The organism is Acinetobacter sp. ANC 4654, assembly GCF_002135425.1.
GTDB lineage: Bacteria > Pseudomonadota > Gammaproteobacteria > Pseudomonadales > Moraxellaceae > Acinetobacter > Acinetobacter kyonggiensis.
Window position 1 is genome coordinate 66,187 of sequence record NZ_NEGL01000013.1, and the last position, 25,343, is coordinate 91,529.

Genomic DNA, 25,343 nt, shown 5'->3' on the forward strand with positions numbered 1-25,343 from the left:
TTTATCCAGCAGTCGGTGGAATTGAAACAACCGCTTGCGGACTGTTCTGTACAATTTGTACCTCCTGCCCATCCGATAGCCGATCTATCCCCTCTAAGACCACACGTTCTGTTCCATTTAGCCCAGCTAAAATTTCGGTTTGGCCCTGCGAAGTCACGCCCAACTTCAGCATGCGTATTTCAGCTTTATTTTGAGTATTAATCACATAAACATAAGTGCCTTTTGCACCATGCTGAATAGCATCATTCGGAATACTGACCGCATCCTGAATGGTTTGGGCATTCAAGCGGATATTGACAAACTGATTTGGAAACAGCGCATCATCGCGGTTATCAAATACCGCTTTTAATTTTAATGTGCCGGTATTGAGGTCAATCTGGTTATCCAAAGCCTGTACTTGTCCTAAAGCCAATAGCTTTTGTTCGGCTTTGTCCCATGCGCTGACTTGCACTTTTTGCCCTTTGCCAGCTGCTGTGCGCAAGGTGTCTAAATAGTTTTCCGCCACTGCAAACTGCACATAAATCGGATGAACCTGCGTCACGGTGACTAAGCCAGCTTCTTCATTGGCTTGAATTAAATTACCAGCATCTTTTTGCTTGAATCCAACCCGTCCTGCAATGGGAGAATAAATTTTGGTATAAGACAATTGCAGTTTCGCGGCATCCACTTGTGCCTGATTGGCCTGAATTTGTCCTTTCAGTTGACTCACCAAAGCCTGCTGCTGCTCCACCTGTTGTTTGGCAATCGAGTCCTGCTTAAACAGCAATTGATAGCGTGCTAGCTCAGTTTCGGCATTGCGCAGCTGCGCCAAGTTTTGCTGCTGAGTGCCTTGCGCCTGAGCCAGTTCCACCTGAAAAGGCGCAGGATCAATTTGCGCTAGCAATTGGCCTTTGCTAACCAAATGACCTTCCTGAAAATAGATACGTTGCAACGTGCCCGAAACCTGACTCTGAACATTGACCGTATGCGCAGGAATAACCGTGCCAATGGCTTTCAGTTCAACGCTTAAATCACGGCGCTCAACCGCAACGACCCGCACGGGAACAGGCTTACTCCATTGGCTAAACTCCTCTGTAGGCTTAGAAGATGCGGCTGCCCAATACCCATAGCCTGCGCCTAAAACCAGAATAAGAATTACTCCAGTTAAATATTTAAATTTAGGGGCAAGAGGCTTTTTTTGGTGGTTTAAATTTTCAGTTGGATCACTCATGAACAACGCTTACCCATATATTCGAAAAAATTGCAGCCCAAGCGCCAAGCACAGCAGGACTACAGAAAAATGTAAATTCAGCCAAGGTCGGTAAGACTGAATAAAAACGATGCAGCCTGCGACCGCAGTAGCAATCCCAAAGGATGCCGTAATGCCGACTGCCCAGCCCCATGCCAAAATGCCAGCGCATAATGCAAGTAGTAAACTGCACCAACCTAAACCATAGCTGAGCTTGGCCAGTCTGCAAGAAAGCACACGGTTCAGGACTAATTTGGCATTGCGCTCCATAGAAAGGTTCAATGCGAACATGCCCAAATAGCAGAGCGCGCAGGCGGTTAAAATATTGACTGCATCAAGGCTCATGGCAGCTTCTCACTGGCTTGAACAGCTGTAACCTGAGCTTGTTTTGGTAGGCGCTTGGCTTTGGCTACGGGCTTTTTTAAAATTGCTTCACGCTTTAGCCAAACTTTATAGGCAGCCCAAGCCAGAACACTGCCTAAAAACACAAAACCAAGGTCAATACTGGCCAACACATAGTCATGATGTGCAAGCGAAGCCCCCAAATGTCGTTCCGTCGTTAGCGCATTCAGTAGCGGCAATAACAAATAAGCAAGGGAGGCGGCGCTCAGAATTTCCAGCCAAGCGCGTGCTATCGGCCTGCACAGTGCATAAAGAAAACTTAGCGCCAAGGTGATGTATAAACTGTGGATTTCCCAAGCGGCCCGATCAGCCAGATGTGATGGAATTAAACGATTGGCCCAAAAATATACGGCAATTGCTAAAGGTAGCCCCGCAATCATGGCAATGTTCAATCGCTCCACCAGTGCATGACCAAAGCTCATGCGTTCGGCTTTTAGCTGTTTTGGCCTACGCTTTACTGTCCACAGTACTAAACCTGTCGCAATCATCGCTGTACCCAACAGTCCTGTGATGACATACAGAATCCGAATTAGCGGTGAGGCAAAAGAGCCTTCATGTAATCCCAATACAGTCGTAGCAAATTGCATTGGTGCTTTGTCCTGATTGGATGGATTGTCAGCAATTTTTTTCCCATTGGATAAATCAAAATTTAGCGAGGTGCGTTGTCTAGCAATGCTGTCATGGCTGATTTGATAGAACTCTGCTTTGGCGGGATAGAAATTCACGCTGCCAATGCGGTGTGCTCCCCATTCTCGCTGCGCCTGCTGCAATACAGGTTGGATTGGCACAAAATGCTGTGCGTTCTGCCCCATCGACTGCGAAGCGATAGAGGTCTCTGCACCAAAGCGTGAGCCAGGATACAGTTCTGCATAGTAGCGCTCTGAATTGTTCTCGCCAAAACCATAGACCATCGGCACACCAAATGGCATATAGACATTGGCAAAGAAAATCAGCCCGCTATAAGTGATCATCAAATAAAACGGCAAAGCGATCACGCTGATGACATTATGCGCATCTAGCCATGAACGCTGGCCTTTGGCGGGACGGAAAGTGAAAAAGTCTTTAAAAATCTTTTTATGGGTGATGACACCTGAAATAATCGCCACGAACATGAACATGGTGCAGATCCCGACGATGCGGATGGCCCAGTCATAAGGCAGATAATGCAAAGCATAATGCATGCGGTATAGCGCATCTCCACCCGCAGTTTCCCGCGGCTTGAGCTGCTGTACTGGCGGCTGTCCAGTGGTTATATCCAAAACTTGAGTGCGGTATTCACCGTAGCGCTGACCTTTCTGCGCAGGCAGCGACCAGTTCACGGAGAATTCATCCCAGCCCCGCGCATTTGACAGTAAATTAATGCCCCAACGCTCAGCCTGCTGTGCTTCTGGCTGCTGTTTCAGATAAGCATAAGCTTTGTCCAATTGATCTGCTTCAGCTGGAATGGCTACAACCTGCATTGCCCTTTCTGGCTGCATCCAGCGTGTCAGTTCAATCTGCACATAGCCTGCTGTTCCAGTTAAAAATACAAAAAACAGCACCCAGCCGACCACTAAGCCAGTCCATGTATGCAGCCAAGCCATACACTGGCGGAAGCCTTCCTTCATAGCGTTCCCCACGGCTTGAGTAATACTGCCAATAAACCTAGACCCGCAATGCAGCCTAAAGTTAGGCAGAACGCATGAAACGCATTTTTAATACTGAATATGGCCAAAATAAAAACCAGCCACACCACAAAACTCAGTTGCAGTCCAGCATATACAGCAAGCGCCAATTGCTCTGGAAACATTAGTCCAATGACTGGCACGGTTAAGTTAGCAATACAAAAACCGCCCAAAGAGGCAAGTAAAATACGCAGCAGCACCATAAAGCGGTAATGCTGCTGATCATTCAGTCTAAAAATCATGGGCTTCATTTATCTATTCACTACTAACATGCAGAAACTGCTGTACAGCCATTACTGGCATTTACTACTAAGACGAGTGAAATAAAAAAAAAGCTCAGCACAAATGTTGCGATTTGTAACTTTTAGTTGTTGCGTTTAAGAATGATTCTTATTAAGATTATCAAGTAAATCATTATCTCCTAATTTTCAGTACAAATTTTAGGATTGTTGTCGCCAAGCCAATAGGCAAAACTATGAATCTGAATGTACAAAAACAGCTCTGGCTGAGCCATGTTTATCAAACGCATCAAACAACATTATTGTCTTGGTTTAAGCATAAACTTCAGCATCACCATCAATCAGAAGATTTAAGTCAGGAAGTTTTTTATCGCGCTTTAAAAAGTAATTATTGTTTTACCAATATTAAAGAACCGCAAGCGTGGTTAATGGGGATAGCAAAACATGTGATGATTGACCATTGGCGTCGTCAGCATATTGAACGTTTATATTTAGAAGCACTTGCTCATTTGCCCGAAGAATTTTATCCCTCTGCTGAGCATGAAGTGTGTATTCGGGAAACGTTATATCAAGTTCATTTAATGCTAGAAAAACTTCCACAACGTACAGCTCAAGTTTTTTTATTGTCACAATTGGATGGTCTGACCTATTACGCCATCGCTGAAAAGTTAAATATTTCTGAAGCAACGGTAAAACGTGATATGAAACAGGCTTTTCTCGCCTGTATAAATCTTTATAATTCTGAGCATTAATTCAATTTAGCACGGGTTTTTATGTCTGCTTCTCAGCCCATTCCTGAACATGTTATAGATGAAGCTACAGATTGGCTGGTCTTGTTACATTCAGGAGAAGTTACTGAATTGCAACGCCAACAATTCGAGCAGTGGAAAGCAGAAAACAAACAAAATGCCTTAGCCATTCAGCAAATCGAAAGACTGACGCACGGCTTATCTAACCTTCCAGCAAACTTCCAACCTGAACTATTGGTGAATTCCGAACAAAAATTTCACTCATCACTCAAAAAAAATATTGTATTTAGCCTTTCTGGACTATTTTTCCTTGGATTCATGGCATCTTGTTTTCCGTGGGCAAAATGGCAAGCAGACTATCACACTGAAGTGGGTGAAATTAAATCAGTACTATTAGAAGATGGTTCACAACTTATTTTATCCAGTAACAGTTATGTCAATATTCAATTTTCAGCACAAAAACGTGAGGTTAAATTAATAGAAGGTGAAGTTTATATTCAAACCGCTAAGGATCAAAAAAGGCATCGTCCCTTTATTGTGAAAACACAAGATGGTCAAGTTGAAGCTCTAGGGACACAGTTTACGGTTCGTCAGGAAAATAGTCACAAAACAAGAGTGAGTGTTTATCAACATGCCGTAGCCATACATGCCGATCGGATGACAGAAACCCGTATTATTCAGCAAGGTCATCGCGTTGTTTTTGATGACAATAATATTTCGAAATCAATCGTACTTCAAAATGATCGTCCTTATTGGACTCAACGACTTTTAGTGGTTGAAAAATGGCCCTTAGAAAAAGTTTTATCTGAACTCTACCGTTATAGGAAAGGAACTTATTTTCTGGATGAGAGTCTTAAAGCACTACCTGTATCTGGTGTTTTCTCACTCAAAAATACACAGCAAAGCTTAGAAACATTGGCTTATACACATCAACTTGAGCTAAATTTTTATAGTCCTTATCTTTTGAAGATTAAAAATAAATAAAGATTTGACCTTTTTTTATGCGACATCCGACTTATAGAGAAATACACTCTTAATCGAGAAACCGCATGAAGGATTATCAGGCAAAAAGTACCTTGGCAATGGCGATACGGGCAGTATTATGGGGTATGCCCTTGGTTATAACTGGTTTTACCACCAGCGCTATCTATGCTGCCAATGTGTATCCTATTTCTATTGCTTCTACATCCCTTGACCAAGCTCTTAAACAGCTCGCTATTCAAACAGGAATAACCATTAGTTATGACACCGCTTCCCTGTCGAAAATAAACAGTACAGCACTTAAAGGAACTTATTCTGTAGATCAAGCATTGGCTTTATTACTGCAACCGCATCAGTTAAATTCCGTGAAAATTGCGAGTGGTGGCTATAGCATTCAAGCTAAAACCAATACAGAAAAACCTCAAGTCACTACTCAGTATCAAGCAAATGAACGACCCACGACAGGAACAGATTCGGCACAATTGGCAACCATTTCTTTAACGGCCAATCAAGAAAAGACTTTAACTACTGAGGGTTCTGGTTCATATACGGCAAAAGCAACCACGGCTTCCACAGGCTTGGCACTGAGTTTAAAAGAAACACCGCAATTGGTTAGTGTCATTACTAATCAGCAAATGAAAGATCAAAATCTAACACAATTGACAGATGTCGTTAATCAAGCTGCGGGTTTGACGATCAATCAGGGTGGGAACATCGGTAGTGATAACTCGCCGATTTATGCACGTGGTCAACAAGTAGATAGTTATTTACTCGATGGTGTGAAGCTACTTAACTCATATTCAAGCATTTTCCAAAGTCAGGATATGGCACTGTTTGACCGCGTTGAAGTGGTTCGTGGTGCAAATGGATTAATGACTGGAGCTGGTACAGCCAGTGCAAGTATTAATATGGTCAGAAAAAAACCATTACAAGACTTCAAAGCCTCTATAAGTGCAGATGTTGGTTCTTGGGATACCTATCGAACAGACATTGATGTGTCATCTCCACTAAATGCATCTGGCAGTATTCGAGGTCGCGCGGTACTGGCCTATCAAGATGGTGACTCTTATATTGACCGCTTTAGTGAAGAACGCAAAGTGGCTTATGGCGTGGTAGAAGCAGATTTAACCGATCAAACCAAAGCGAGTCTTGGTGTCAGTTATCAAAAAATTGATATTTCAGGTATTGCACGTGGCGGTTTACCCAGTTTTTATAGCGATGGATCCTTGATTAACTGGTCTCGCTCAGACTCAGCCGCAGCAAGTTGGACTTCCTCAGATCGCTCAACAACTGCTTATTTTGCTGATATTGATCATCAACTCAATGACCGATGGAAACTCAAAGGGGCTATTTCCCGAACTATCACCGATTCAGATGAAGTTGTGGGGTATACCTATTCACGAAATGGTATAGATAAAACTACAGGCAGTGGTGCCATGCTTTATGCAACTCGTTGGGATTATCGCCCTACCCAAGATTTATTTAATTTAACGCTCAATGGTTCATTTGATTTGTTTAATCAAACCCATGACGTTGTTTTAGGAACCACCTATACCAAAAGTGAAAATAAACGTCCAACTTATTCTGGCTGGAATAATGGCATGTCTTGGGTTGGAGATTTAGACAATATTTTCACTTGGAATGGTTCTACACCAAACCGCCCTGCGACTCAAATTGATGGCTGGTATAGTGGTGATGACCGCAGCCAATCCATCTTTGGCGCAGTACGTTTAAAACCAATAGACGATTTAGCCATTATTTTAGGGACTCGTGTTGAAGATTGGGAGCGAGTAACTGGAAGTTATATTACGTCTACCAATAAAACAACCTATACAACACGTGAAGAAAATGGTGAAGTCATTCCTTATATTGGAGTCACATATGATTTCACAGACCATTGGACAGCCTATGCCAGTTATACCAATATTTTCTCTCCACAAGATAGAAAAACCATTACAGGAAGTTATATTGACCCCCTAGTTGGTAATAGTACTGAGCTGGGTCTTAAAGGTGAATTTTTTGATAACCAGTTAAACATTGGTGCTGCCATTTATCAGACTCAAGAAGATAATAAAGCCATTGCAATCACAAATGTTTTCGCTCCTGATGGATCACAGGCTTATCGTGCTGAATCAGGAACAGAAAGCAGAGGCTTTGAAGTGGAAGCCACGGGTAAAATTACAGATGTATGGCAAATTTCTACCAGTTTTACGCGAAATATATCTAAAGATAGTAAAGGTGATGCACTCAATACCAATATCCCAAATAACACGGCCAAGCTATTTACAACATACACACTACCCTATTTTGACGAAGCGTTGACTGTAGGTGGTGGCATCCGTTGGCAAAATGAGATTTATTCTGCGGATCGAAAGTTCACACAAAGTGAATATAGTGTTGTGGATTTAATGGCGCGTTATAAAATTACGAATAATTTGACGACAAACTTAAATCTAAATAATCTTTTTGATAAAAAATATTATTTAACAACAGGAAATAGCTATTATGGCGCACCAATGAACTTTAGAGTTGGGCTTAAATATGACTGGTAACAGTTAACGCTATTGGCACTTTTAAATAGGCATCTAAAGATGCCTATTTTTATAAAACCTAGAGTTTTAGTTCAGTTAAATTATAAATTAAAAAAAACTACATAAAAAATGAGCTTTTATTTGCTCTTGTCCGACTTATTGAGAAACATACTCTCAAACGAGAAATCTCATGAAGGAATATCGAGCAAATAATGCCTTGGCTCTTGCTATCCGTGCAATTTTTTTAGGCATGCCACTCGCTGTATGCAGCATGACAACGACATCTATATATGCAGCGACTGAGCACAATATTTCCATTGCAAAAAAATCACTGGATCAAGCTTTAACAGCGTTGGCTATCCAGTCAGGTATTACCATTAGTTATGATTCCACTACTCTTGCTAAATTGCAAAGTTCAGGCTTAAACGGTCACTATTCAACTGAGCAAGCTTTGGCATTATTGTTAGCACCACATCAGTTAGAACCAGTAAAAATAGCCAGTGGTGGATATAGTATTCAAGCTAAAGTCACCACTACACCTCAAGAAGCTCCAGTCATTCAATTGGCACCGATTCATAGCCAAGCTGCCCATTTAAGCAGTCAAAACCGCGTATCTAGCAGCAAAAATGAATTGGGTGTATCACAATTACCCACTATTTCAATGGTTGCAGCTTCTGACAAACATATGGTTAATGTTGGAAAATCAGCACAAAATTTAAAAGAAGTACCCCAATCCGTAACGGTCATCTCCCGTGAACGTATGGATCAACAAGGTTTAAAAACATTAGATGATGTCATGCTGCAAACTACAGGCGTGACACGAGAACAACTTTGGTTAAACAACAACTATAGTTCTCGTGGTCTAAAAATAGAAAATATCCGTTACGATGGCGGTGGTACATCAAGCGTTCAAGATCGAAATAATAACGCAGACATGGCGCAATATGAATCAGTGGCTTTACTTCGTGGTGCTGACGGATTATTTGGTGCAGGTGAAGCTGGTGGAGTCATTAATCTCACCTCAAAACGCCCCAAGGCTGAAACTGAAATCAATTCTACTCTCAGCATAGGCAGCTGGAATAATTATCGTGCTGAAATTGATGGCACAGGCGCACTAAATACGGAGCAAACCATTCAGGGCCGTGCTGTTGCAGTTTTACAAGACCAAGACTTTTTTTACAAACCGACCCATAATCGCCGTGAAATGTTATACGGGGCACTCAACTTTGAGCTGAGTCCACAAACCACTTTATTTACGGGTGCAAGTTACCAAAAAGATAAAACCGATGCCTTTAATGCCAGTTTACCGCGTTGGCAAGATGGTGCAGATTTGAATTTACCACGTAGTACAACCATGGGCGCACCTTGGGGATGGATGGAACGTGAAAATATTTCTCTGTTTGCAAACGTACAACACGTATTTAATGATGACTGGAAAACGCAATTTAATGTCCGTCACAATATCGGTGATGATGGGATTAATACCGCTGAAATGGAAGGTGCTGTCAATTATGAAACCCTTGAAAGTCAATGGTGGCGTAACCAAAGTAAAACTGATTTTAAAGAAACCACTGTCGATTTAAACTTACAAGGCAGTTTTAATTTATTTGATCAAAAGCATGATGTCATTTTAGGGATTGACCACAGCAACAGTACGAAGGACTATAAAGAGAACTGGATTTACTATGGAAATGGTAATGCTTTTGAACATGTTGCTCCGCCAGAATGGGCTTATCCGCCAACTGACTGGAAAAACATGAATCAAACAACCAATAAAAAAACGGGTTTATATGGCTCCCTACGTTTCCGCCCAGTTGAAAATCTTGCGCTGATTGCTGGTGGACGCTATGTTTTAAAAGATGATAATAATGTTCATAATTTTAAAGCCCTCACTGGCACCAACCTCGATACTAAGACATTACAAGACAAACTATTTATTCCTTATTTTGGCATTGTCTATGATGTAACCGATAGAACAACACTGTATGCAAGTTCAGCAGAAATTTATAAAAGCCAAGCCAACTTATTGGATGTCAACAATCAACCTTTAGATCCAATTACAGGCACCAACTATGAAATTGGGATCAAATCCACCTTGTTTAATGATCAATTAAACACAAGTTTGGCTTTATATCAGGTCAAGAAAGAAGGTGAAGGTACTAGAATAAGTGGTACATGGAGCAGCCCTTGCTGTTATATCGATAGTGGTTCATATGAAAGCAAAGGTTTTGACATTGAAGTAAATGGCAACATCACCCCTGAGTGGGACATTTCTGTAGGCTATACTTATAATGACAATGAAAATAAAAACAATACCAGTAAGCCTTTGAATAGTTACACACCTAAACATCTCGTTAAAGTTTGGACCAATTACAAATTAGATCAACTCGTGGAAGGGCTTGAAGTTGGTGGTGGCGTAACAGCCCAAAGTGAAAACTATAAAGATGGTTGGGTTCAAGCATATAACCCATTAACAGGAAAATATGATGGGGCATGGACTGAAATGCAAGTCGTGCAACCTAAATATGCACTTTGGGCATTACGAGCGGCTTATGCAATCAATCCCAATCTCAATTTAGCGCTCAATCTGAATAATATTTTTGATAAACGTTATTACAGTACCATTGGTGAGCCAGGCTATGGCAGTTTCTATGGTGAACCAAGAAGTTTCCTGTTAACACTAAAAGCTAAATATTAAAACAATCAAGTCAGTCATATCCCTATATGACTGACTTGATGAAATTGATGCAATGCTGTTTCAAATAATTTAACTTCTATTGTAAAAAAAGTAGCCTGTTTTAGGCGAACTGGCACTCGCCATACGTTTACGTGGCATACGTCCAGCAAGAAAAGCCTCACGCCCAGCTTCAACAGCTTTTTTCATTGCCGATGCCATCAGTATCGGATTTTGTGCTGCCGCAATTGCGGTGTTCATGAGTACACCATCACAGCCTAGTTCCATAGCAATAGCGGCATCACTTGCTGTTCCCACACCCGCATCGACCAATACAGGAACTTTGGCATTTTCTTTAATAATTGAAAGCGTATGTGGATTGAGTATACCCAATCCAGAGCCAATTAAACTCCCCAAAGGCATAATTGCAACACAGCCCATGCTTTCTAGTTCTTGCGCAACAATTGGATCATCCGAGGTATACACCATAATTTCAAAACCATCATCAATCAATGTTCGTGCTGCTTTTAGCGTTTCTATGACATTTGGATAAAGTGTTTTTTCATCACCTAGAACCTCAAGCTTGACCAAGTTATGTCCATCCAGCAGTTCACGCGCCAACATACAGGTACGCACAGCACTCGGCGCGTCAAAACACCCTGCTGTATTTGGTAAAATGGTATATTTGTCTGGTGGAAGAACTGTCAATAAATTGGGTTGGTCAGCATATTGACCAATATTGACACGGCGAATCGCCACCGTCACAATTTCAGCACCACTGGCTTGAATGGCTAAATCTGTTTCTTTTAAGTCCTGATATTTCCCAGTGCCCACCAATAAACGTGACTTAAATGTTCTTGAACCAAGAATAAGTGTGTCATCTTCCATGTACGCTCCGAATTAACCGCCACCCACGGTATGAATAACTTCAATACAATCTTGATCTTGCAAGAGAATATATTGAAGTTGAGATTTTGAAATAATCCTGTGATTATGCTCAACAGCAAAACGCTTACCCTCAAGTTGTAAATCCTGAATCAGTTGTAAAAGATTACTATGAGTAATCTTTTGTGAATAATCTATTTTGCTACGCCATTTAGAAAAGTCCGCATGCTTCTGTCCCGTTATTTTTATCGCCCACTTTCCTTTGCCGACTTCGAGTTAAGGAATTTACTCAAGCTTGGTTTTTTAATTTATCTGCTGATAAATCTACCAAAGCCAAATGTACACCTTCTTGCGCTAAGCATAAGGCAATACCACGACCAATCCCTTGTGCTGCACCTGTAATGAAAGCGACTTTATTGCTTAAACCTCTTGGCATAATACATTCCTTTTGTATTGCAGTTTATTTGCGTCAAATTCTCACTAAACCCTTACTGCTTTTCATTTTTCTGTACTTTTTAAGTCATAGCTTGTTTGACGCGCTTTAATCTTGCTTTTTAAATCCGTTACGGATGAACAATAATTTTAACTGCCGATTCATTGTTATGAATAAGCGTTTCAAAACCTTCCGAGACCAAATCATCTAGTGCAATACGCTGGGTAATAAATGGCGCTAAATTAATTTTGCCTTGTTCAACCAATTTAATGGTTTCCTGATGGTCATTGACATAAGCAATTGTGCCGCGGATATCCAGCTCTTTCATCACCACGCTATGCACATTGACTGTGGCAGGATGGCTCCAAATCGAAACAATCACCAACACGCCTGTCGGCTTAATTGCAGTCACCAAAGTATCCAGCACTTTATTGACACTGCTACATTCAAAGGCCACATCCACACCGCGATCTGCAGTAATTTTTATGACTTCTGCAACCACATCCACTTCCGACGGATCAAGCACATAATCGGCAACACCAGCTTCTTTGGCTTTTTCCTTCCGCTTAGCGCTCAATTCGGTAATGATCACCGTTAAACCTTTGGCTTTTAAAATAGCGGAAAGCAATAAACCAATTGGTCCTGCACCACCAACCAAAGCAATGTCTCCAGCTTTTGCACCACTGCGGACATAGGCATGATGCCCAACCGACAAAGGCTCAATTAAAGCCGCCTGATCCAATGGAATATCATTGGAAATGGGGTGTACCCAGCGGCGTTGCACTGCAATTTTTTCAGCCAAGCCGCCGCCGCGCCCGCCTAATCCAATAAAGTTCATATTTTTCGATAAATGATAGTTATCTTCTGGTCCTGTCGGCACATCGTCTGTAATGATATAAGGCTCAACCACCACATGCTGTCCGACCTGAATGTCATCTATGCCTTCACCGACCGCATAGACCACACCAGAGAATTCATGCCCCATGGTAATTGGCGCAGACTCACCCGAAATAGGATGCGGATGCCCACACGGTGGAATAAAAATGGGACCTTCCATAAATTCATGCAAGTCAGTCCCGCAAATACCACACCACGCCACTTGAATGCCGACAGTGCCTGCGGTCACTTGCGGTTCTGGAATATCTTCAATGCGAATATCGCCTCGATCATAAAAACGCGCTGCTTTCATAACTGCTCCCAATTTATTGCTTGGCTGCCTAAAATCAGCAGCACTATTGAATGTAATGTTATTTAAATGTGATTTAAGTGCCGTGGATCGGCTTATTCAGGGCCTAGCTAAAACGCTGCACGTTCCGATTAGACCCTGAAAAACCTATTGTTTTTAAATATGAATCGCGCGCTGCATGGCAGATAAAATAGATTCATGCATTGCTTCAGATAATGTCGGATGCGGAAAAATCACCTGAGCCAAACTTTCATCGGTGGCTTCAAGGTACTTGGCAATTGCAAAACCTTGAATATGCTCGGTGACTTCATGCCCAACCATATGCGCACCAAGTAATTCGCCTGTTTCACGGTTGATAATGGTTTTGACAAATCCAGCGCTAGCACCTAAGGCCAATGCTTTGCCGTTGGCCTGAAATGGAAATTTGCCAATATTGACTGAATAACCCGCTGCTTTGGCTTTTTGTTCAGTTAAGCCAATACTGGCGACTTGCGGATGGGTAAAAATACAGCCCGGGATTTGGGTACGATCCAGCGGATGAACATTACCTATGCCAGCAATTTTTTCCACGCACAGAATGGCTTCATGGCTGGCTTTATGCGCTAAGCAAGGTGCACCCGCAACATCGCCAATCGCATACACGCCCACCACATTGGTTTTGCACCATTGATCGGTTTTAATAAAGCCTTTGTCCAGTTCAATGCCCAGACTATCTAAACCCAGCTCGGCAGAATTTGGTCGCACGCCAATGGCAGACAGCACTTTGTCAAAAGTTAAATGCTGTACCCCTGCTACTGTTTCAATTTGGCAAGTGACTTGCTCATTTTGAATGTGCAAACTTTGCACTGTAGCTTCGGTCAGAATTTTCATACCGCGCTGCTCAAACTGCTTTTGCACATACTGCGCCACTTCGGCATCTTCTGTAGGCAGAATCTGCTTGGCAATGTCCAGCAAAGTGACTTCACAGCCCAAGTCATGATACAAACTGGCAAATTCACTGCCGATTGCCCCCGAACCAATCACCAGCAATGATTTTGGCAATTGTTCCGGTATCAGCGCTTCTTTGTAGCTCCAGACATATTTTCCATCGACCGGCACTTGAGGCAGCGCCGCTGCATGCGCCCCAGTTGCGACAATAATATGCGGTGCAAAAAGCTGCTGCTTGTTCCCGTCAGCATCGGTCAGTTCTAAGCGTTCTTTTGCAGTAAACTTAGCCTTGGCATTAAAAACCGTGATTTGATTTTTTTTCAGCAGCTGACCAATACCTTGCACCAATTGGCTGGAAACTTGTCGGCTATGCTTCACCAATTGGGTCATATCAAAATCAATCGTAGCGACACTAAAACCAAACTGCTGGCTATGCTTGAGTTGCTGAGCAAGTTCTGCACCATGCAATAGTGCTTTGGTTGGAATGCAGCCCCAGTTCAAGCAAATGCCGCCCAAATGATTGGCCTCCACCACGGCAGTTTTCAGTCCAAGCTGAGCTGCGCGGATGGCGGCGACATAGCCACCCGGCCCAGCGCCAATGACGATCAAATCAAATTGAATGTCTGACATGTTCAATCTCCTACACCAAAATCAATGCAGGATTTTCAACAAACTGCTTAAAAGCTGCTAAAAATTTCGCACCCAGAGCACCGTCAATCACACGGTGATCGCAAGACAATGTTGCAGTTACCATCTGGCGGATTACGATCTGGTCATTTTCAATCACTGCGCGTTGCTCCGATGCGCCCAAGGCCAAAATAGCACCCTGTGGTGGATTGATAATGGCATCAAACTGCTTCACGCCCAGCATGCCCAAATTTGAAATGCTGAAACTGCCGCCTTGAAATTCATCTGGCGTAAGCTTTCCTATTTTGGCGCGTGTGGCTAAATCCCGCACCTCAGCAGAAATTTCTGCTAAAGACTTTTTATTCGCCGCTTTCACAATCGGCGTGATCAAGCCATTTTCAATGGCAACCGCGATAGAAATATCCGCATGCTCAAACTGTAAAATCTGCTGATTTTCTTCATCAAACTGCACATTGACTTGCGGCACTTTCATCAAGGCAGCAGCGGCAGCTTTAATCAACATGTCATTTATCGACAGCTTAACCTGCGGAACAATGGCATTAATTTGGCTGCGCAGCGCCTGAATAGCATCGACATTTAAATCAGCAATCAAACGGAAATGCGGTGCATTGCGTTTCGCAGACTGCAAGCGTGCAGCAATTGCTCTACGCATGCCATTCATGGCAATTGTAGTCACTGCGGCAGATGGAGCGGGTGCAGACTCATATGCTGTAGGACTCACACTTGGATTGTCACGTGTATAAACAGCTTCAACATCTTCCTTGCAAATACGGCCGCGCGAACCTGAGGTACGGCAATCATGCAAATTGATGCCCCATTGTTTGGCTAGGCGGCGCGCGACTGGCGTGGCAGCAATTTGGCTGTCATCGGCAGTCGATTTGACCGCTTTTCCGCTGGCTTGATGACGAATATCTGGCCACTGCCCCCCCGCTGTAATCACAGCGGTTTGAATATCACTGACACTGATGCGACCTGAACGTCCAGATCCAGTAATTTTTGCCAAATTGACTTGATGCTTTTCTGCCAGCCTTAAAGCATGCGGTGTTGCGAAAACATCTTCAGACCGCTGATAACCTTGTAACGCTGTAGGAATCGAATAGCCGCCTTGAACAGCAAGTTTTGAGGCTTTTGAAGCGCTCTTTTGCACAGGTATAACTTGCGCTGCGGTTTCAGCCTGAACTGCCGCAGTTTTTTCTGTGGCGGCTGCAACTGTTTTTGTTTCGCTTTTTGATGATGCACCCGCAGCTGCAGGTGTGCCACCCAAAAACTGAACAAAGGCATCAATCTCCGCATCTGCAACCTGTGATTCAGCGCAGACTGCAATAAAGCCACCGACAATTAAGGTATCCCCAGTTTTTGCTAAAATTTTACGCAATGTACCTTCGAATGGCGCTTCCAGCACATTGACGATTTTTGTGGTTTCAATCTCACAAATTTCCTGCCCTTTGGTAAAATGTTCACCCTCTTGGATGAGCCACTGGGCAATGGTACCCTCTTCCATGGACAGCCCCCATTTGGGGATTTCTAAGGTTTTAATTTCGCTCATCCTAAGCCTCCAAAGTTTTACGTACAGCCTGTTCAATACGCGCTGCGCTTGGCAACCATTCTTTTTCCAGCACAGGTGAAAACGGTACAGGTGAATGTGGCGGGGTCACCAATTCAATTGGCGCTTTTAAATAGTGGAAGCCTTTTTGTGCAATCAGCGCTGCAACATCGTGGGCAAAACCGCAGCGGGCAGCAGATTCATCAACAATCACGACACGACCAGTTGAAGCAACCGACTCTAAAATACCTTCTTCATCCAAAGGTGAAATGGTTCGTGGGTCTACGACTTCAACTGATATGCCCTCTTTCGCCAGCTTGTCTGCAACTTCATTGGCGCGATGCACCATTAAACTTAAGGCAATGATGGTGACATCCGTCCCTTCACGGGTATAGTTCGCCACGCCAAAAGGAATCGTATAAGCCTCATCGGGTACTTCACCCTTGATGTCATACAGCAGTTTATGCTCACAAAACACCACTGGATCATCATCACGAATGGCTTGAATCAGTAAGCCTTTCACATCATAAGCACTAGACGGTACAACAACTTTTAAGCCGGGAACTGAGGCAAAGACATTATAAGGAGACTGTGAATGCTGCGCTGCGGCAGAAAAACCAGCTCCAATCATGCCGCGTACCACCATTGGTGCTTTGGCCTTACCACCGAACATATAGCGGAATTTTGCTGCTTGGTTATACAGCATGTCATAGCACACACCGTAGAAGTCCATGAACATCAGGTCAGCCACAGGACGCAAACCTGTCGCGGCTGCTCCCGCCGCCATGCCAATAATGGCAGATTCGGTAATTGGAGTATCTATGACGCGCTCTGAACCAAATTCTGTCCATAAACCTTTGGTAACACCCAATACACCGCCAAAACCTTCCAGTTTATTGTCGTCGGTATTTTTGCCACCATGACCGCCACGGACATCTTCACCCACCACAATGACTGAAGGATCACGGCGCATTTCTGATTCAATCGCTTCTTTAATCGCATTTCGATAACTTTTATTTGGCATTGTTTTACTATTCCTTTAGTAAGAGACGTAAACATCGGTAAGTAGTTGGGAAACTTCTGGATATTTTGCTGCGCGTGCTTTGGCTACAGCATCATCAACATTGGCTTTTGCAGCAGCATCAATCGCATCCAGTTTGGCTTCGTCAATTTTGCCTTTGACTTTTTCACGGAAAATTTTCAGCGGATCTTTATGCTCTTTCACATAATCCAGTTCTTCTTTGGAACGGATCAGCCCCGGATCACCTTCAAAATGACCATAAAAACGATTGGTGACCGTTTCAATCACGCTCGGCCCTTCACCACGACGCGCCCGTTCAATGGCCTTTTGTGCAACCTCATAAACCGCAAAGAAATCTGTTCCATCCACTTTTTCAGCTGGCAGACCAAACCCCGCGGCGCGCCCTGCAATATCTTTGCTGCCTACAGCATAATCATGCGCTGTACCTTCACCAAAACCATTGTTTTCAAAAACAAAAATTACAGGAAGTTTTAAAACCACCGCCATATTGATGGCTTCAAAGGTGAGGCCCTGATTTGAACCGCCGTCACCAGTAAATGACAAACCGATACCGCCCGTTTTCAAAGTTTTTGCGCTTAAAGCCGCGCCAATCGCCAAAGGTGGGCCACCACCGACAATACCGTTTGCACCCAGCATACCTTTATCCAAATCGGCAATGTGCATCGAACCGCCTTTACCGCGACATAGACCGTCATCCTTACCAAAAATTTCCAGCATCATGCCGTGAATATCACAGCCTTTGGCAATGCAATGGCCATGCCCGCGATGGGTCGAGGTAATAAAATCTTTATCAGTTAAATTTTCACAAATCCCAACAGCAACGGCTTCTTCACCACTGTATAAATGAATGAAGCCGGGGATATCGCCAGTATTATTTTCATCGTGAAGCCGATCCTCAAATTCACGAATATCTCGCATACGCTTATATGCAGCTAGCAATTGCTCTTCCGTTAATTGCATATTATTAATCCTTTCTCTTTACTATAAAAAGCAAAATTTATAATGTAAAAACTCTAAATTAATATTCAGAATTTATTTGTTTATATAAAAATATTTCTCTTTATTTTAATATTAGACTAAATAGCAGAAGCATAAATATTTAAAACAAAATGATTAAAAACAATAATTTAAAATAGTTTTATATTTGTAATTTTTTATTAACCGTCAAAAAATCATAAAAACCAACTTTTAACCAACCTTTGTTTAATATTGTTGTTATTTTTATTTGAATTATTTAATTTAAGTAATATAAACAGAGTTTGACATTATAAATAATAATGTTCTCTCATATTTTAATTATTTTATTTAATGGACTATTTTAAAATGGATTTAAAACACGCTACTCAAACAGGTCAAAAATTAAGGAGGGCAGAGAAACTTGCACGTATCCCAATTAAAATTATTGCCACTGAAAAAATCCCGCAAAAACCGGAATGGATTCGTGCCAAAATTAGTCATCCAGAAGAAATTCGGCAGATCAAAGACTTATTGCGCCAGCAAAAACTGCATACCGTCTGTGAAGAAGCAGCTTGCCCCAATCTGCCGCAGTGCTTTGGCGGTGGCACTGCAACTTTCATGATTATGGGCGATATCTGTACGCGCCGATGCCCATTTTGCGATGTCGCGCATGGCAGACCCAATACGTTGGACCCCGATGAGCCGCGGCACTTGGCCGAAACGGTTAAAAATCTGAATTTAAAATATGTGGTGATTACTTCGGTAGACCGAGATGACTTAAAAGATGGCGGTGCTCAGCATTTTGCTGACTGTATTCAAGAAATTCGCCAAACCAGCCCAGAAACCTTAATTGAAGTTTTAGTGCCAGATTTCCGCGGTCGTCTGGATATTGCGTTAAAAATCCTCAGTGAAAATCCACCTGATGTTTTTAACCATAATATTGAAACCGTTCCCCGCCTGTACCGCGCCATGCGCCCCGGTTCTGACTATGTACATTCACTTGATTTGCTGCGAAAGTTTAAACAGTACTGTCCAGATGTCCCAACAAAATGCGGACTGATGGTCGGTTTAGGTGAAGTGGAAGCTGAAGTCCTTGTTTTACTGAATGATCTGAGTGATCACTGGGTCGATTATGTAACCATTGGTCAATATCTACAGCCGTCTAAGTCACATGCGCCTATTCAGCGCTTTGTTTCTTTGCAAGAGTTTGAACACTATCAAATACATGGAGAGCGTTTGGGCTTTAAAAATATTTGGAGTGCACCCATGGTACGTTCCAGCTACTTTGCCGACCGTCAATATTATGGTGAGCCTGTGCCCAAACCATTTAAACGGGATAAACGCACATAATGAAAAAATAGCTCACCTATTTTTCAAAAGTGTACTTCGGCAGAATGGTTACTTTTTTTAACATTTGAGTCAGAAATAAGTATTTCTTGTTGCTCAAGAGGGTTCTAAAGTAAGCCTAAATAATACGACTGACCAAAGATCAGGCCATAGATAAAAAGCTAGATGGCTTGTAATATGAGAATAGAAATAGGCACTGGGCATTATGGATCTTACCGCCCAATCATAAAGGAATATGATATGAACCTGTTCAATAAAGCACATGCTCAAGCATTGCAAACGACGCATTTGGTCAATTTGGCTGCGGTCCATGCAGCACCTATTTTAACCCTGCCGCAAGAATCTCAGCCTTCTTTATTCCGCCGTTCTATTCAGCATAATTATGCTGATTTGCTTAAAATTGCCGATGATTCTGGCATGGCGATTGGTTTAACGGATCATCACGGCACATTGTTATGGACATGGAGCAGCTCAGCCATGCTTTCTTCTGCCGAGCAGGTTCATTTCATTGAAGGTGGACATTGGTCAACTCAGGCAGTTGGAACCAATGCTATTGGACTGACATTAAACAGCCATGTATCTAGCTGCGTTTACTCGCATGAAAATCAAATGGACAGCGTGCGCGACTGGGTATGCTATGCCGCACCGATTCTAGATCCTAGCTCTGGTCAGTTTCATGGCATTATCAACCTTTCAACCAAATATAAAAAGCATACGCCACTCGGTTTACTTGCCGTTGAGCGTTGTGCAGATTTGGTACAACGTGCCATACAGTTTGAACAAAAAAATGTACTTTATATTAAAGCTTTAGGTACACCTTGGATTCAGTTTAATCAGCAGGTTTTAACCCTGAGTCACCGACAAATTGAGATCCTGTGTATTTTAGCCTTACATAAAAATGGAATTGGTTTAGATGAATTGCATTATGCCTTGTATGGTGAGCGTGATGTCAGCATTAAGACACTGAAAGCAGAACTTTCCCAACTGCGCAACTTACTACCAAATTGTATTGAACCCCGCATTTACAAATTAAGCTGTGAAATTCAATGCGATTTTTTAAGAGCTGAACAATCCTTAAATGCAGGCTTTCTTGCCAGTACTTTCGCGTTATATAAAGGAAGTTTTCTAAGTAAATCTGAAAGTCCATTTTTAAGTACATGGCGTAACTGTTTTGACGCACGACTTAGCCATCTTATTTATCAGATGCAAGATATTGATCAACTGTTACGAATTATTGGTCGCGTTCCTGAACGGATTGATGCGGTACAGCGTCTTTTGGAATTGCTTCCACAAAACAACAACTATAGAGATTATTTTTTAAAATTACTCTAAGCCGCATTCATCTTTATTGCATAAAAAAAGCAAAGTTGAATAACTCAGTTACTCAACTTTGCTTTTTTTAAACTTTAGTAACTCAGTCAGCGCTAGAAGCAACCCCATCATACTTGTGGCTGCTCCTGCGACGACTCTCATCCTAACTGGCTAAAGCTAGCGTTTTGGCACGCGCTGCATGCAGTTTTTTGTAACTTTCAATTAGACGTAAATGACGGTCTAAGCCTTCAAGTTTCATGCTTGTTTCTGTTAAACCGTAGAAACGTACACTACCGTCCATCGAAGCAATGACTGCATCCATACGTTCGTCACCAAACATACGACGGAAATTGGCTTCATAATCATCCAAGTCCATCTCATCATCAAGTTCGACTTCTAGAACCACATTCATACACTGATAGAACAGTCCACGTTCAACGGTATTGGTATTGTACTGAAGGAAGGTTTCCACGAGTTCTTTTGCTTCTTCAAACGCTTGTAAAGCAATATAAATCAGCAGTTTTAGCTCAAGAATCGTGAGCTGTCCCCAAACTGTATTGTCATCAAATTCAATACCAATCAATGTGGTGATGTCGGTGTAATCATCCACTTCAACTTCTTCTAGACGTTCAGCCAATGCTTCAAGCTGTTCATCGTCCAAGCGGTGTAAGTTCAAGATATCTTCACGGAATAACAAGGCTTTGTTGGTGTTATCCCAGACCAAGTCTTCAACCAAATAAATTTCCGAATAACCTGGAATCAAAATACGACAAGCCGTTGCGCCTAAATGCTTATACACCGCCATGTAGACTTCTTTGCCCATATTTTCAAGAATGCCAAATAACGCCGTAGCCTCTTCAGCGTTGGAGTTTTCACCTTGATTGGTAAAGTCCCACTCGACAAAATCATATTCTGACTTCGAGCTGAAAAAGCGCCATGACACCACGCCACTAGAATCAATAAAATGTTCAACAAAGTTATTCGGTTCAGTTACGGCATTACTGCTAAAGGTTGGTTTTGGTAAGTCATTCAGACCTTCAAAACTGCGACCTTGTAACAATTCCGTCAGACTGCGTTCTAATGCCACTTCCAATTTTGGATGTGCTCCGAAAGAGGCAAACACACCACCTGTACGCGGATTCATTAAGGTCACGCACATCACAGGATATTTCCCACCCAATGAAGCATCTTTAACCAATACTGGGAAACCTTGTTCCTCTAAGCCTTTGATGCCTGCCAGAATACTTGGATATTTCGCCAATACCTCTTGCGGTACATCAGGCAAAGTCTTTTCACCTTCCAAAATCTCACGCTTCACAGCACGTTCAAAAATTTCTGACAAACATTGTACCTGTGCTTCAGCCAAGGTATTGCCTGCACTCATACCGTTACTTAAATATAAGTTTTCAATTAAGTTCGATGGGAAATACACCACTTCACTATCGGAATGACGTACAAATGGTAGTGAACAAATGCCACGCTCAGTATTGCCTGAGTTGGTATCATATAAATGCGTACCTAGCAGCTCATCGTCTGGATTGTAAATTTCTAAACAATATTCATCGAGAATTTCAGTCGGTAACTCACCTTCTGCACCCGGCTTAAACCATTTTTCATCTGGATAATGCACAAATTCAGCATTGGCAATCTCTTGACCCCAAAACTGATCGTTATAGAAGAAATTACAATTTAAACGCTCAATGAATTCACCCAGTGCCGAAGCCAAAGCACTTTCTTTGGTGGAGCCTTTACCATTGGTGAAACACATCGGCGATTGTGCATCACGAATATGTAAAGACCACACGTTCGGCACAATGTTACGCCACGAAGATATTTCAATCTTCATGCCTAAACCTGCCAAAATACTGGACATATTGGCAATGGTTTCTTCTAACGGCAGATCTTTACCTGCAATAAAAGTACTGTTTTCTGAAGTTAAGCTTGGCATCAGCAACGCTTGTGCATCGGCATCAATGCTTTCCACTTCTTCAATGATAAACTCTGGGCCAGTTTGAATCACTTTCTTTACGGTACAGCGATCAATTGAGCGCAAAATGCCTTGACGATCTTTTTCTGAAATATCAGCAGGCAACTCAACTTGAATTTTAAAAATCTGCTTGTAGCGGTTTTCTGGATCAACAATATTGTTTTGCGACAGGCGAATATTATCGGTCGGAATATCGCGGGCTGCGCAGTACACTTTGACAAAGTAAGCTGCACATAATGCCGATGATGCCAGAAAATAGTCAAACGGACCCGGTGCAGAACCGTCACCTTTGTAACGGATCGGCTGATCGGCAATCACCGAGAATTCATCGAACTTGGCTTCTTGTCGAAGGTTGTCGAGATAATTAACCTTGATTTCCATGCTGGCACCTAACTATTCTTATGTGTCAGTATGGACACATAAAATTCCAAATATTGAGATATAAGCCGAATCACGGAGAAGAAATTGACTTAAAAAAAGAGTGACTAGAGTTAGATATTGAGCTCATAGACTGAATGTCTGGCTCTAGTCATAATGGGCGCTATTATAGAGTTATTTTGTGGCGTTGATAACTTTTGTCTGTCTTTCCAGCTTATTTATGAAATTTTTAAAAAATAAGAACAACTTAGACCAAAATTTTAATCCACTTATCTTCGATAATCTCAAAATATGGCGTATCGTTGTCTGTGATTTATACGGAAAATACTCGAGATGCTGGCTTGAGAAATTCTATGCAGGTAACTTGTAAAAAATCTTAAGCTATCTGATTTTATATACATGCCAGTCCATATGACGCTTATCAAACTGATATGTCTTCTGTATTTTGAATATTGGAAGGCGTTTTCATTTTTCTATTTTCTGCTTGAGCCACTCTGAAAAATTTTCCACTAAATTCAAGCTTATTGGCTTTATCATCAGCCTTTAAAATCAGTAAAAAATTCAACTTTCGTCAGTATATAGCGAGTGCTCAATTTCTTTTGGTATTTTAAATTTTACCGCACTCGCTATTTTTATTTCAGCAGTGTTCAACACACTAGATCGCTAACTTTCTTAATGTTAAAATTTGCTCACTCCGACCAAAAGGTCCATGCACATCATGCAAAATTGAACTGGTCATTCCAATACCATCTGTACCAAATTGCTGGATCGCGTCGATACCCAACCACTTGCCTTGGGGTAAACGGTGTAGATGGATCTGTAAATCTAGATTTGGAAATGCCCAGCCATCCGTCGGTTTTTGTCTTGGAACAATGCCATTGGCGGTATCGACCAAGCCCATCAATCCTACAAAATCGGTGCTCTGCCGATTTTCAATCATAGCCAAAGGCGTAGTGAGCCAAACAACGCCTTTACCAGCGCGATGCGCTGTATTTGCACGAGTTTCAATACTTTGAATAAATCCACCCGACCAATGTTTCATCCCCTCCCAACTTGCTAAATTTTCTGGATGCTCCACCCTTTGGTCTTCTAAACCTTCAATGGCTTTTGTATCCTGTGTCATCATTTTCCATGCTCGTGCCACAATACAGGTCTTCCCATTGGCTCGCATTTCAGACTCAATTAACTCAATGGTTTTCCCTGCTCGAATCATTCGCGTGGTAATACTGAATTCACCAAATGCAATTAAACCAAAAATATCTAAACTGACCCGACCAATACGCATGTCATTTCGCAGTTGGAATTGCTCCAATTCAGCACAAATAATACCCGTTGCAGGTGCCATATGCTGCTCATGTGGATTCCATGCACCCTGCGCATGAATATTGGAACGATAATAAGCCGTGACACTGCCATCGGCATGTTGTTCACTGTTTAATAATGAATAATAAGCTGACATAGATTCCCTATTTAGGTGTTGGCTTTCTTTATAGCATTGAATTTATTTATTTTTTCATATGATTATTTAGATTTACATCATATAGATGTGAAGCAAAGATCATTGAAAATAAAGATTGAAATTAAGCATTAAAATCTTGCTTCTCCTTTTATTTCCATACACTGAAATAAAAGGAGAAATACAGAACCTGATAATCAATACCTGATAATCAATATCAGGCAATATCTTCAATTAGATTAAGCTCTTGACGCATAAATTCTTGCAACTTAAATTTTTGTGCCTTGCCAGAAGCCGTCATTGGAAACTCAGTAAAGAAACGCACATAACGTGGCACTTTATTGTGAGAAATATGCTCTGCACAATATTTGCGGATTTCTTCTTCATTGGCTTGGTGATGATCGTGCAAAATAATGCATGCACAAAGTTCCTCACCATAACGTGCGTCAGGTAAGCCAATCACTTGCACATCAGAAACATCTGGATGGGTATAAAGAAAATCTTCAATTTCTTTAGGGAATAAGTTTTCACCGCCACGAATCACCACATCTTTAATGCGACCTTTGATTTTCACAAAGCCTTCATCATCCATTTCAGCAATATCACCCGTATGCATCCATTTGGCAACATCAATGACTTCTCCAGTTTTATCGTTGTCTTCCCAATAGCCCAGCATCACTGAATAACCGCGCACACAGAGTTCACCCAGTTTGCCGCGTGGCACAACTTTACCATTTTCATCAACAATTTTAATTTCAAGGTGTGGATGAACGCG

Annotated in this window: 20 protein-coding genes and 1 pseudogene; 6 read left to right on the plus strand and 15 right to left on the minus strand. The window is 42.1% G+C overall.

What is annotated here, in order from left to right; genetic code table 11:
* Window position 1: 1 nt before the first annotated feature.
* The 4 genes from B9T24_RS15635 to B9T24_RS15650 are packed head-to-tail and all read right to left on the minus strand — an operon-like array spanning window position 2 to window position 3,545.
* The gene (locus B9T24_RS15635) at window positions 2-1,210 is read right to left on the minus strand and encodes an efflux RND transporter periplasmic adaptor subunit (protein WP_086166641.1); all 1,209 of its coding nucleotides are present in this window, start codon (window positions 1,208-1,210) and stop codon (window positions 2-4) included.
* A 9-nt stretch (window positions 1,211-1,219) separates the two neighbouring features.
* Window positions 1,220-1,573: a DUF3325 domain-containing protein gene (locus B9T24_RS15640; protein WP_086166642.1), complete on the minus strand. Its 354-nt coding sequence runs from the start codon at window positions 1,571-1,573 to the stop codon at window positions 1,220-1,222.
* A complete protein-coding gene (locus B9T24_RS15645) occupies window positions 1,570-3,237 on the minus strand; it encodes a PepSY-associated TM helix domain-containing protein (RefSeq protein ID WP_086166643.1) in 1,668 nt (555 codons plus the stop codon). The genes B9T24_RS15640 and B9T24_RS15645 overlap by 4 nt, the downstream gene beginning before the upstream one ends.
* Window positions 3,234-3,545: a hypothetical protein gene (locus tag B9T24_RS15650; protein WP_143223208.1), complete on the minus strand. Its 312-nt coding sequence runs from the start codon at window positions 3,543-3,545 to the stop codon at window positions 3,234-3,236. The genes B9T24_RS15645 and B9T24_RS15650 overlap by 4 nt, the downstream gene beginning before the upstream one ends.
* Before the next feature lie 224 nt (window positions 3,546-3,769).
* Here B9T24_RS15650 and B9T24_RS15655 point away from each other — a divergent pair, with 224 nt between their 5' ends.
* The 4 genes from B9T24_RS15655 to B9T24_RS15670 all read left to right on the plus strand — a co-directional run bounded on the left by B9T24_RS15655 (window position 3,770) and on the right by B9T24_RS15670 (window position 10,492).
* The gene (locus tag B9T24_RS15655) at window positions 3,770-4,285 is read left to right on the plus strand and encodes a sigma-70 family RNA polymerase sigma factor (protein ID WP_086166645.1); all 516 of its coding nucleotides are present in this window, start codon (window positions 3,770-3,772) and stop codon (window positions 4,283-4,285) included.
* A gap of 21 nt (window positions 4,286-4,306) precedes the next feature.
* On the plus strand, window positions 4,307-5,266 hold the full coding sequence (locus tag B9T24_RS15660) for a FecR family protein (RefSeq protein WP_086166646.1): 960 nt from the start codon (window positions 4,307-4,309) through the stop codon (window positions 5,264-5,266).
* A 65-nt stretch (window positions 5,267-5,331) separates the two neighbouring features.
* Window positions 5,332-7,815 (plus strand): TonB-dependent siderophore receptor, encoded by a 2,484-nt coding sequence (locus tag B9T24_RS15665; protein WP_086166647.1) that lies wholly within the window; start codon window positions 5,332-5,334, stop codon window positions 7,813-7,815.
* A 169-nt stretch (window positions 7,816-7,984) separates the two neighbouring features.
* Window positions 7,985-10,492: a TonB-dependent siderophore receptor gene (locus tag B9T24_RS15670; RefSeq protein WP_086166648.1), complete on the plus strand. Its 2,508-nt coding sequence runs from the start codon at window positions 7,985-7,987 to the stop codon at window positions 10,490-10,492.
* 69 nt (window positions 10,493-10,561) lie between these two features.
* Here B9T24_RS15670 and B9T24_RS15675 read toward each other — a convergent pair whose 3' ends face one another.
* The 8 genes and pseudogenes from B9T24_RS15675 to B9T24_RS15710 form a co-directional block, all read right to left on the minus strand.
* Window positions 10,562-11,356 (minus strand): thiazole synthase, encoded by a 795-nt coding sequence (locus B9T24_RS15675; RefSeq protein WP_086166649.1) that lies wholly within the window; start codon window positions 11,354-11,356, stop codon window positions 10,562-10,564.
* Window positions 11,357-11,368: 12 nt separating this feature from the next.
* Entirely contained in the window at window positions 11,369-11,551 is a 183-nt protein-coding gene (gene thiS / locus B9T24_RS15680) for a sulfur carrier protein ThiS (RefSeq protein WP_228145740.1), read from the minus strand.
* A 100-nt stretch (window positions 11,552-11,651) separates the two neighbouring features.
* A pseudogene (locus B9T24_RS15685) lies at window positions 11,652-11,789 on the minus strand (SDR family NAD(P)-dependent oxidoreductase); the annotation flags it as partial.
* 127 nt (window positions 11,790-11,916) lie between these two features.
* The gene (locus tag B9T24_RS15690; protein ID WP_086166650.1) at window positions 11,917-12,975 is read right to left on the minus strand and encodes a 2,3-butanediol dehydrogenase; all 1,059 of its coding nucleotides are present in this window, start codon (window positions 12,973-12,975) and stop codon (window positions 11,917-11,919) included.
* A gap of 153 nt (window positions 12,976-13,128) precedes the next feature.
* Window positions 13,129-14,529 carry a dihydrolipoyl dehydrogenase gene (lpdA, locus tag B9T24_RS15695; protein ID WP_086166651.1) on the minus strand — a complete coding sequence of 467 codons (1,401 nt, stop codon included), beginning with the start codon at window positions 14,527-14,529 and terminating at the stop codon, window positions 13,129-13,131.
* Between the two features lie 10 nt (window positions 14,530-14,539).
* Window positions 14,540-16,093 (minus strand): 2-oxo acid dehydrogenase subunit E2, encoded by a 1,554-nt coding sequence (locus tag B9T24_RS15700; protein ID WP_086166652.1) that lies wholly within the window; start codon window positions 16,091-16,093, stop codon window positions 14,540-14,542.
* A gap of 1 nt (window position 16,094) precedes the next feature.
* Window positions 16,095-17,114, minus strand: coding sequence for an alpha-ketoacid dehydrogenase subunit beta (locus B9T24_RS15705; RefSeq protein WP_086166653.1), 1,020 nt, complete (start codon window positions 17,112-17,114; stop codon window positions 16,095-16,097).
* Between the two features lie 15 nt (window positions 17,115-17,129).
* A complete protein-coding gene (locus B9T24_RS15710; RefSeq protein WP_004649079.1) occupies window positions 17,130-18,092 on the minus strand; it encodes a thiamine pyrophosphate-dependent dehydrogenase E1 component subunit alpha in 963 nt (320 codons plus the stop codon).
* Window positions 18,093-18,455: 363 nt separating this feature from the next.
* Between B9T24_RS15710 and lipA the strand changes: the two genes are divergently transcribed.
* A complete protein-coding gene (gene lipA / locus B9T24_RS15715) occupies window positions 18,456-19,439 on the plus strand; it encodes a lipoyl synthase (protein ID WP_086166654.1) in 984 nt (327 codons plus the stop codon).
* A 237-nt stretch (window positions 19,440-19,676) separates the two neighbouring features.
* Entirely contained in the window at window positions 19,677-20,768 is a 1,092-nt protein-coding gene (locus B9T24_RS15720; RefSeq protein ID WP_086166655.1) for a transcriptional regulator, read from the plus strand.
* A gap of 142 nt (window positions 20,769-20,910) precedes the next feature.
* On the opposite strand, the gene B9T24_RS15725 is transcribed toward B9T24_RS15720, so the two are convergent.
* The 3 genes from B9T24_RS15725 to B9T24_RS15735 form a co-directional block, all read right to left on the minus strand.
* The gene (locus B9T24_RS15725; protein ID WP_086166656.1) at window positions 20,911-23,115 is read right to left on the minus strand and encodes an OsmC domain/YcaO domain-containing protein; all 2,205 of its coding nucleotides are present in this window, start codon (window positions 23,113-23,115) and stop codon (window positions 20,911-20,913) included.
* A 652-nt stretch (window positions 23,116-23,767) separates the two neighbouring features.
* On the minus strand, window positions 23,768-24,571 hold the full coding sequence (locus B9T24_RS15730) for a thioesterase family protein (protein WP_086166657.1): 804 nt from the start codon (window positions 24,569-24,571) through the stop codon (window positions 23,768-23,770).
* Window positions 24,572-24,785: 214 nt separating this feature from the next.
* On the minus strand, window positions 24,786-25,343 hold a 558-nt coding region (locus B9T24_RS15735; protein WP_143223767.1), incomplete at its 5' end, for an AMP-binding enzyme.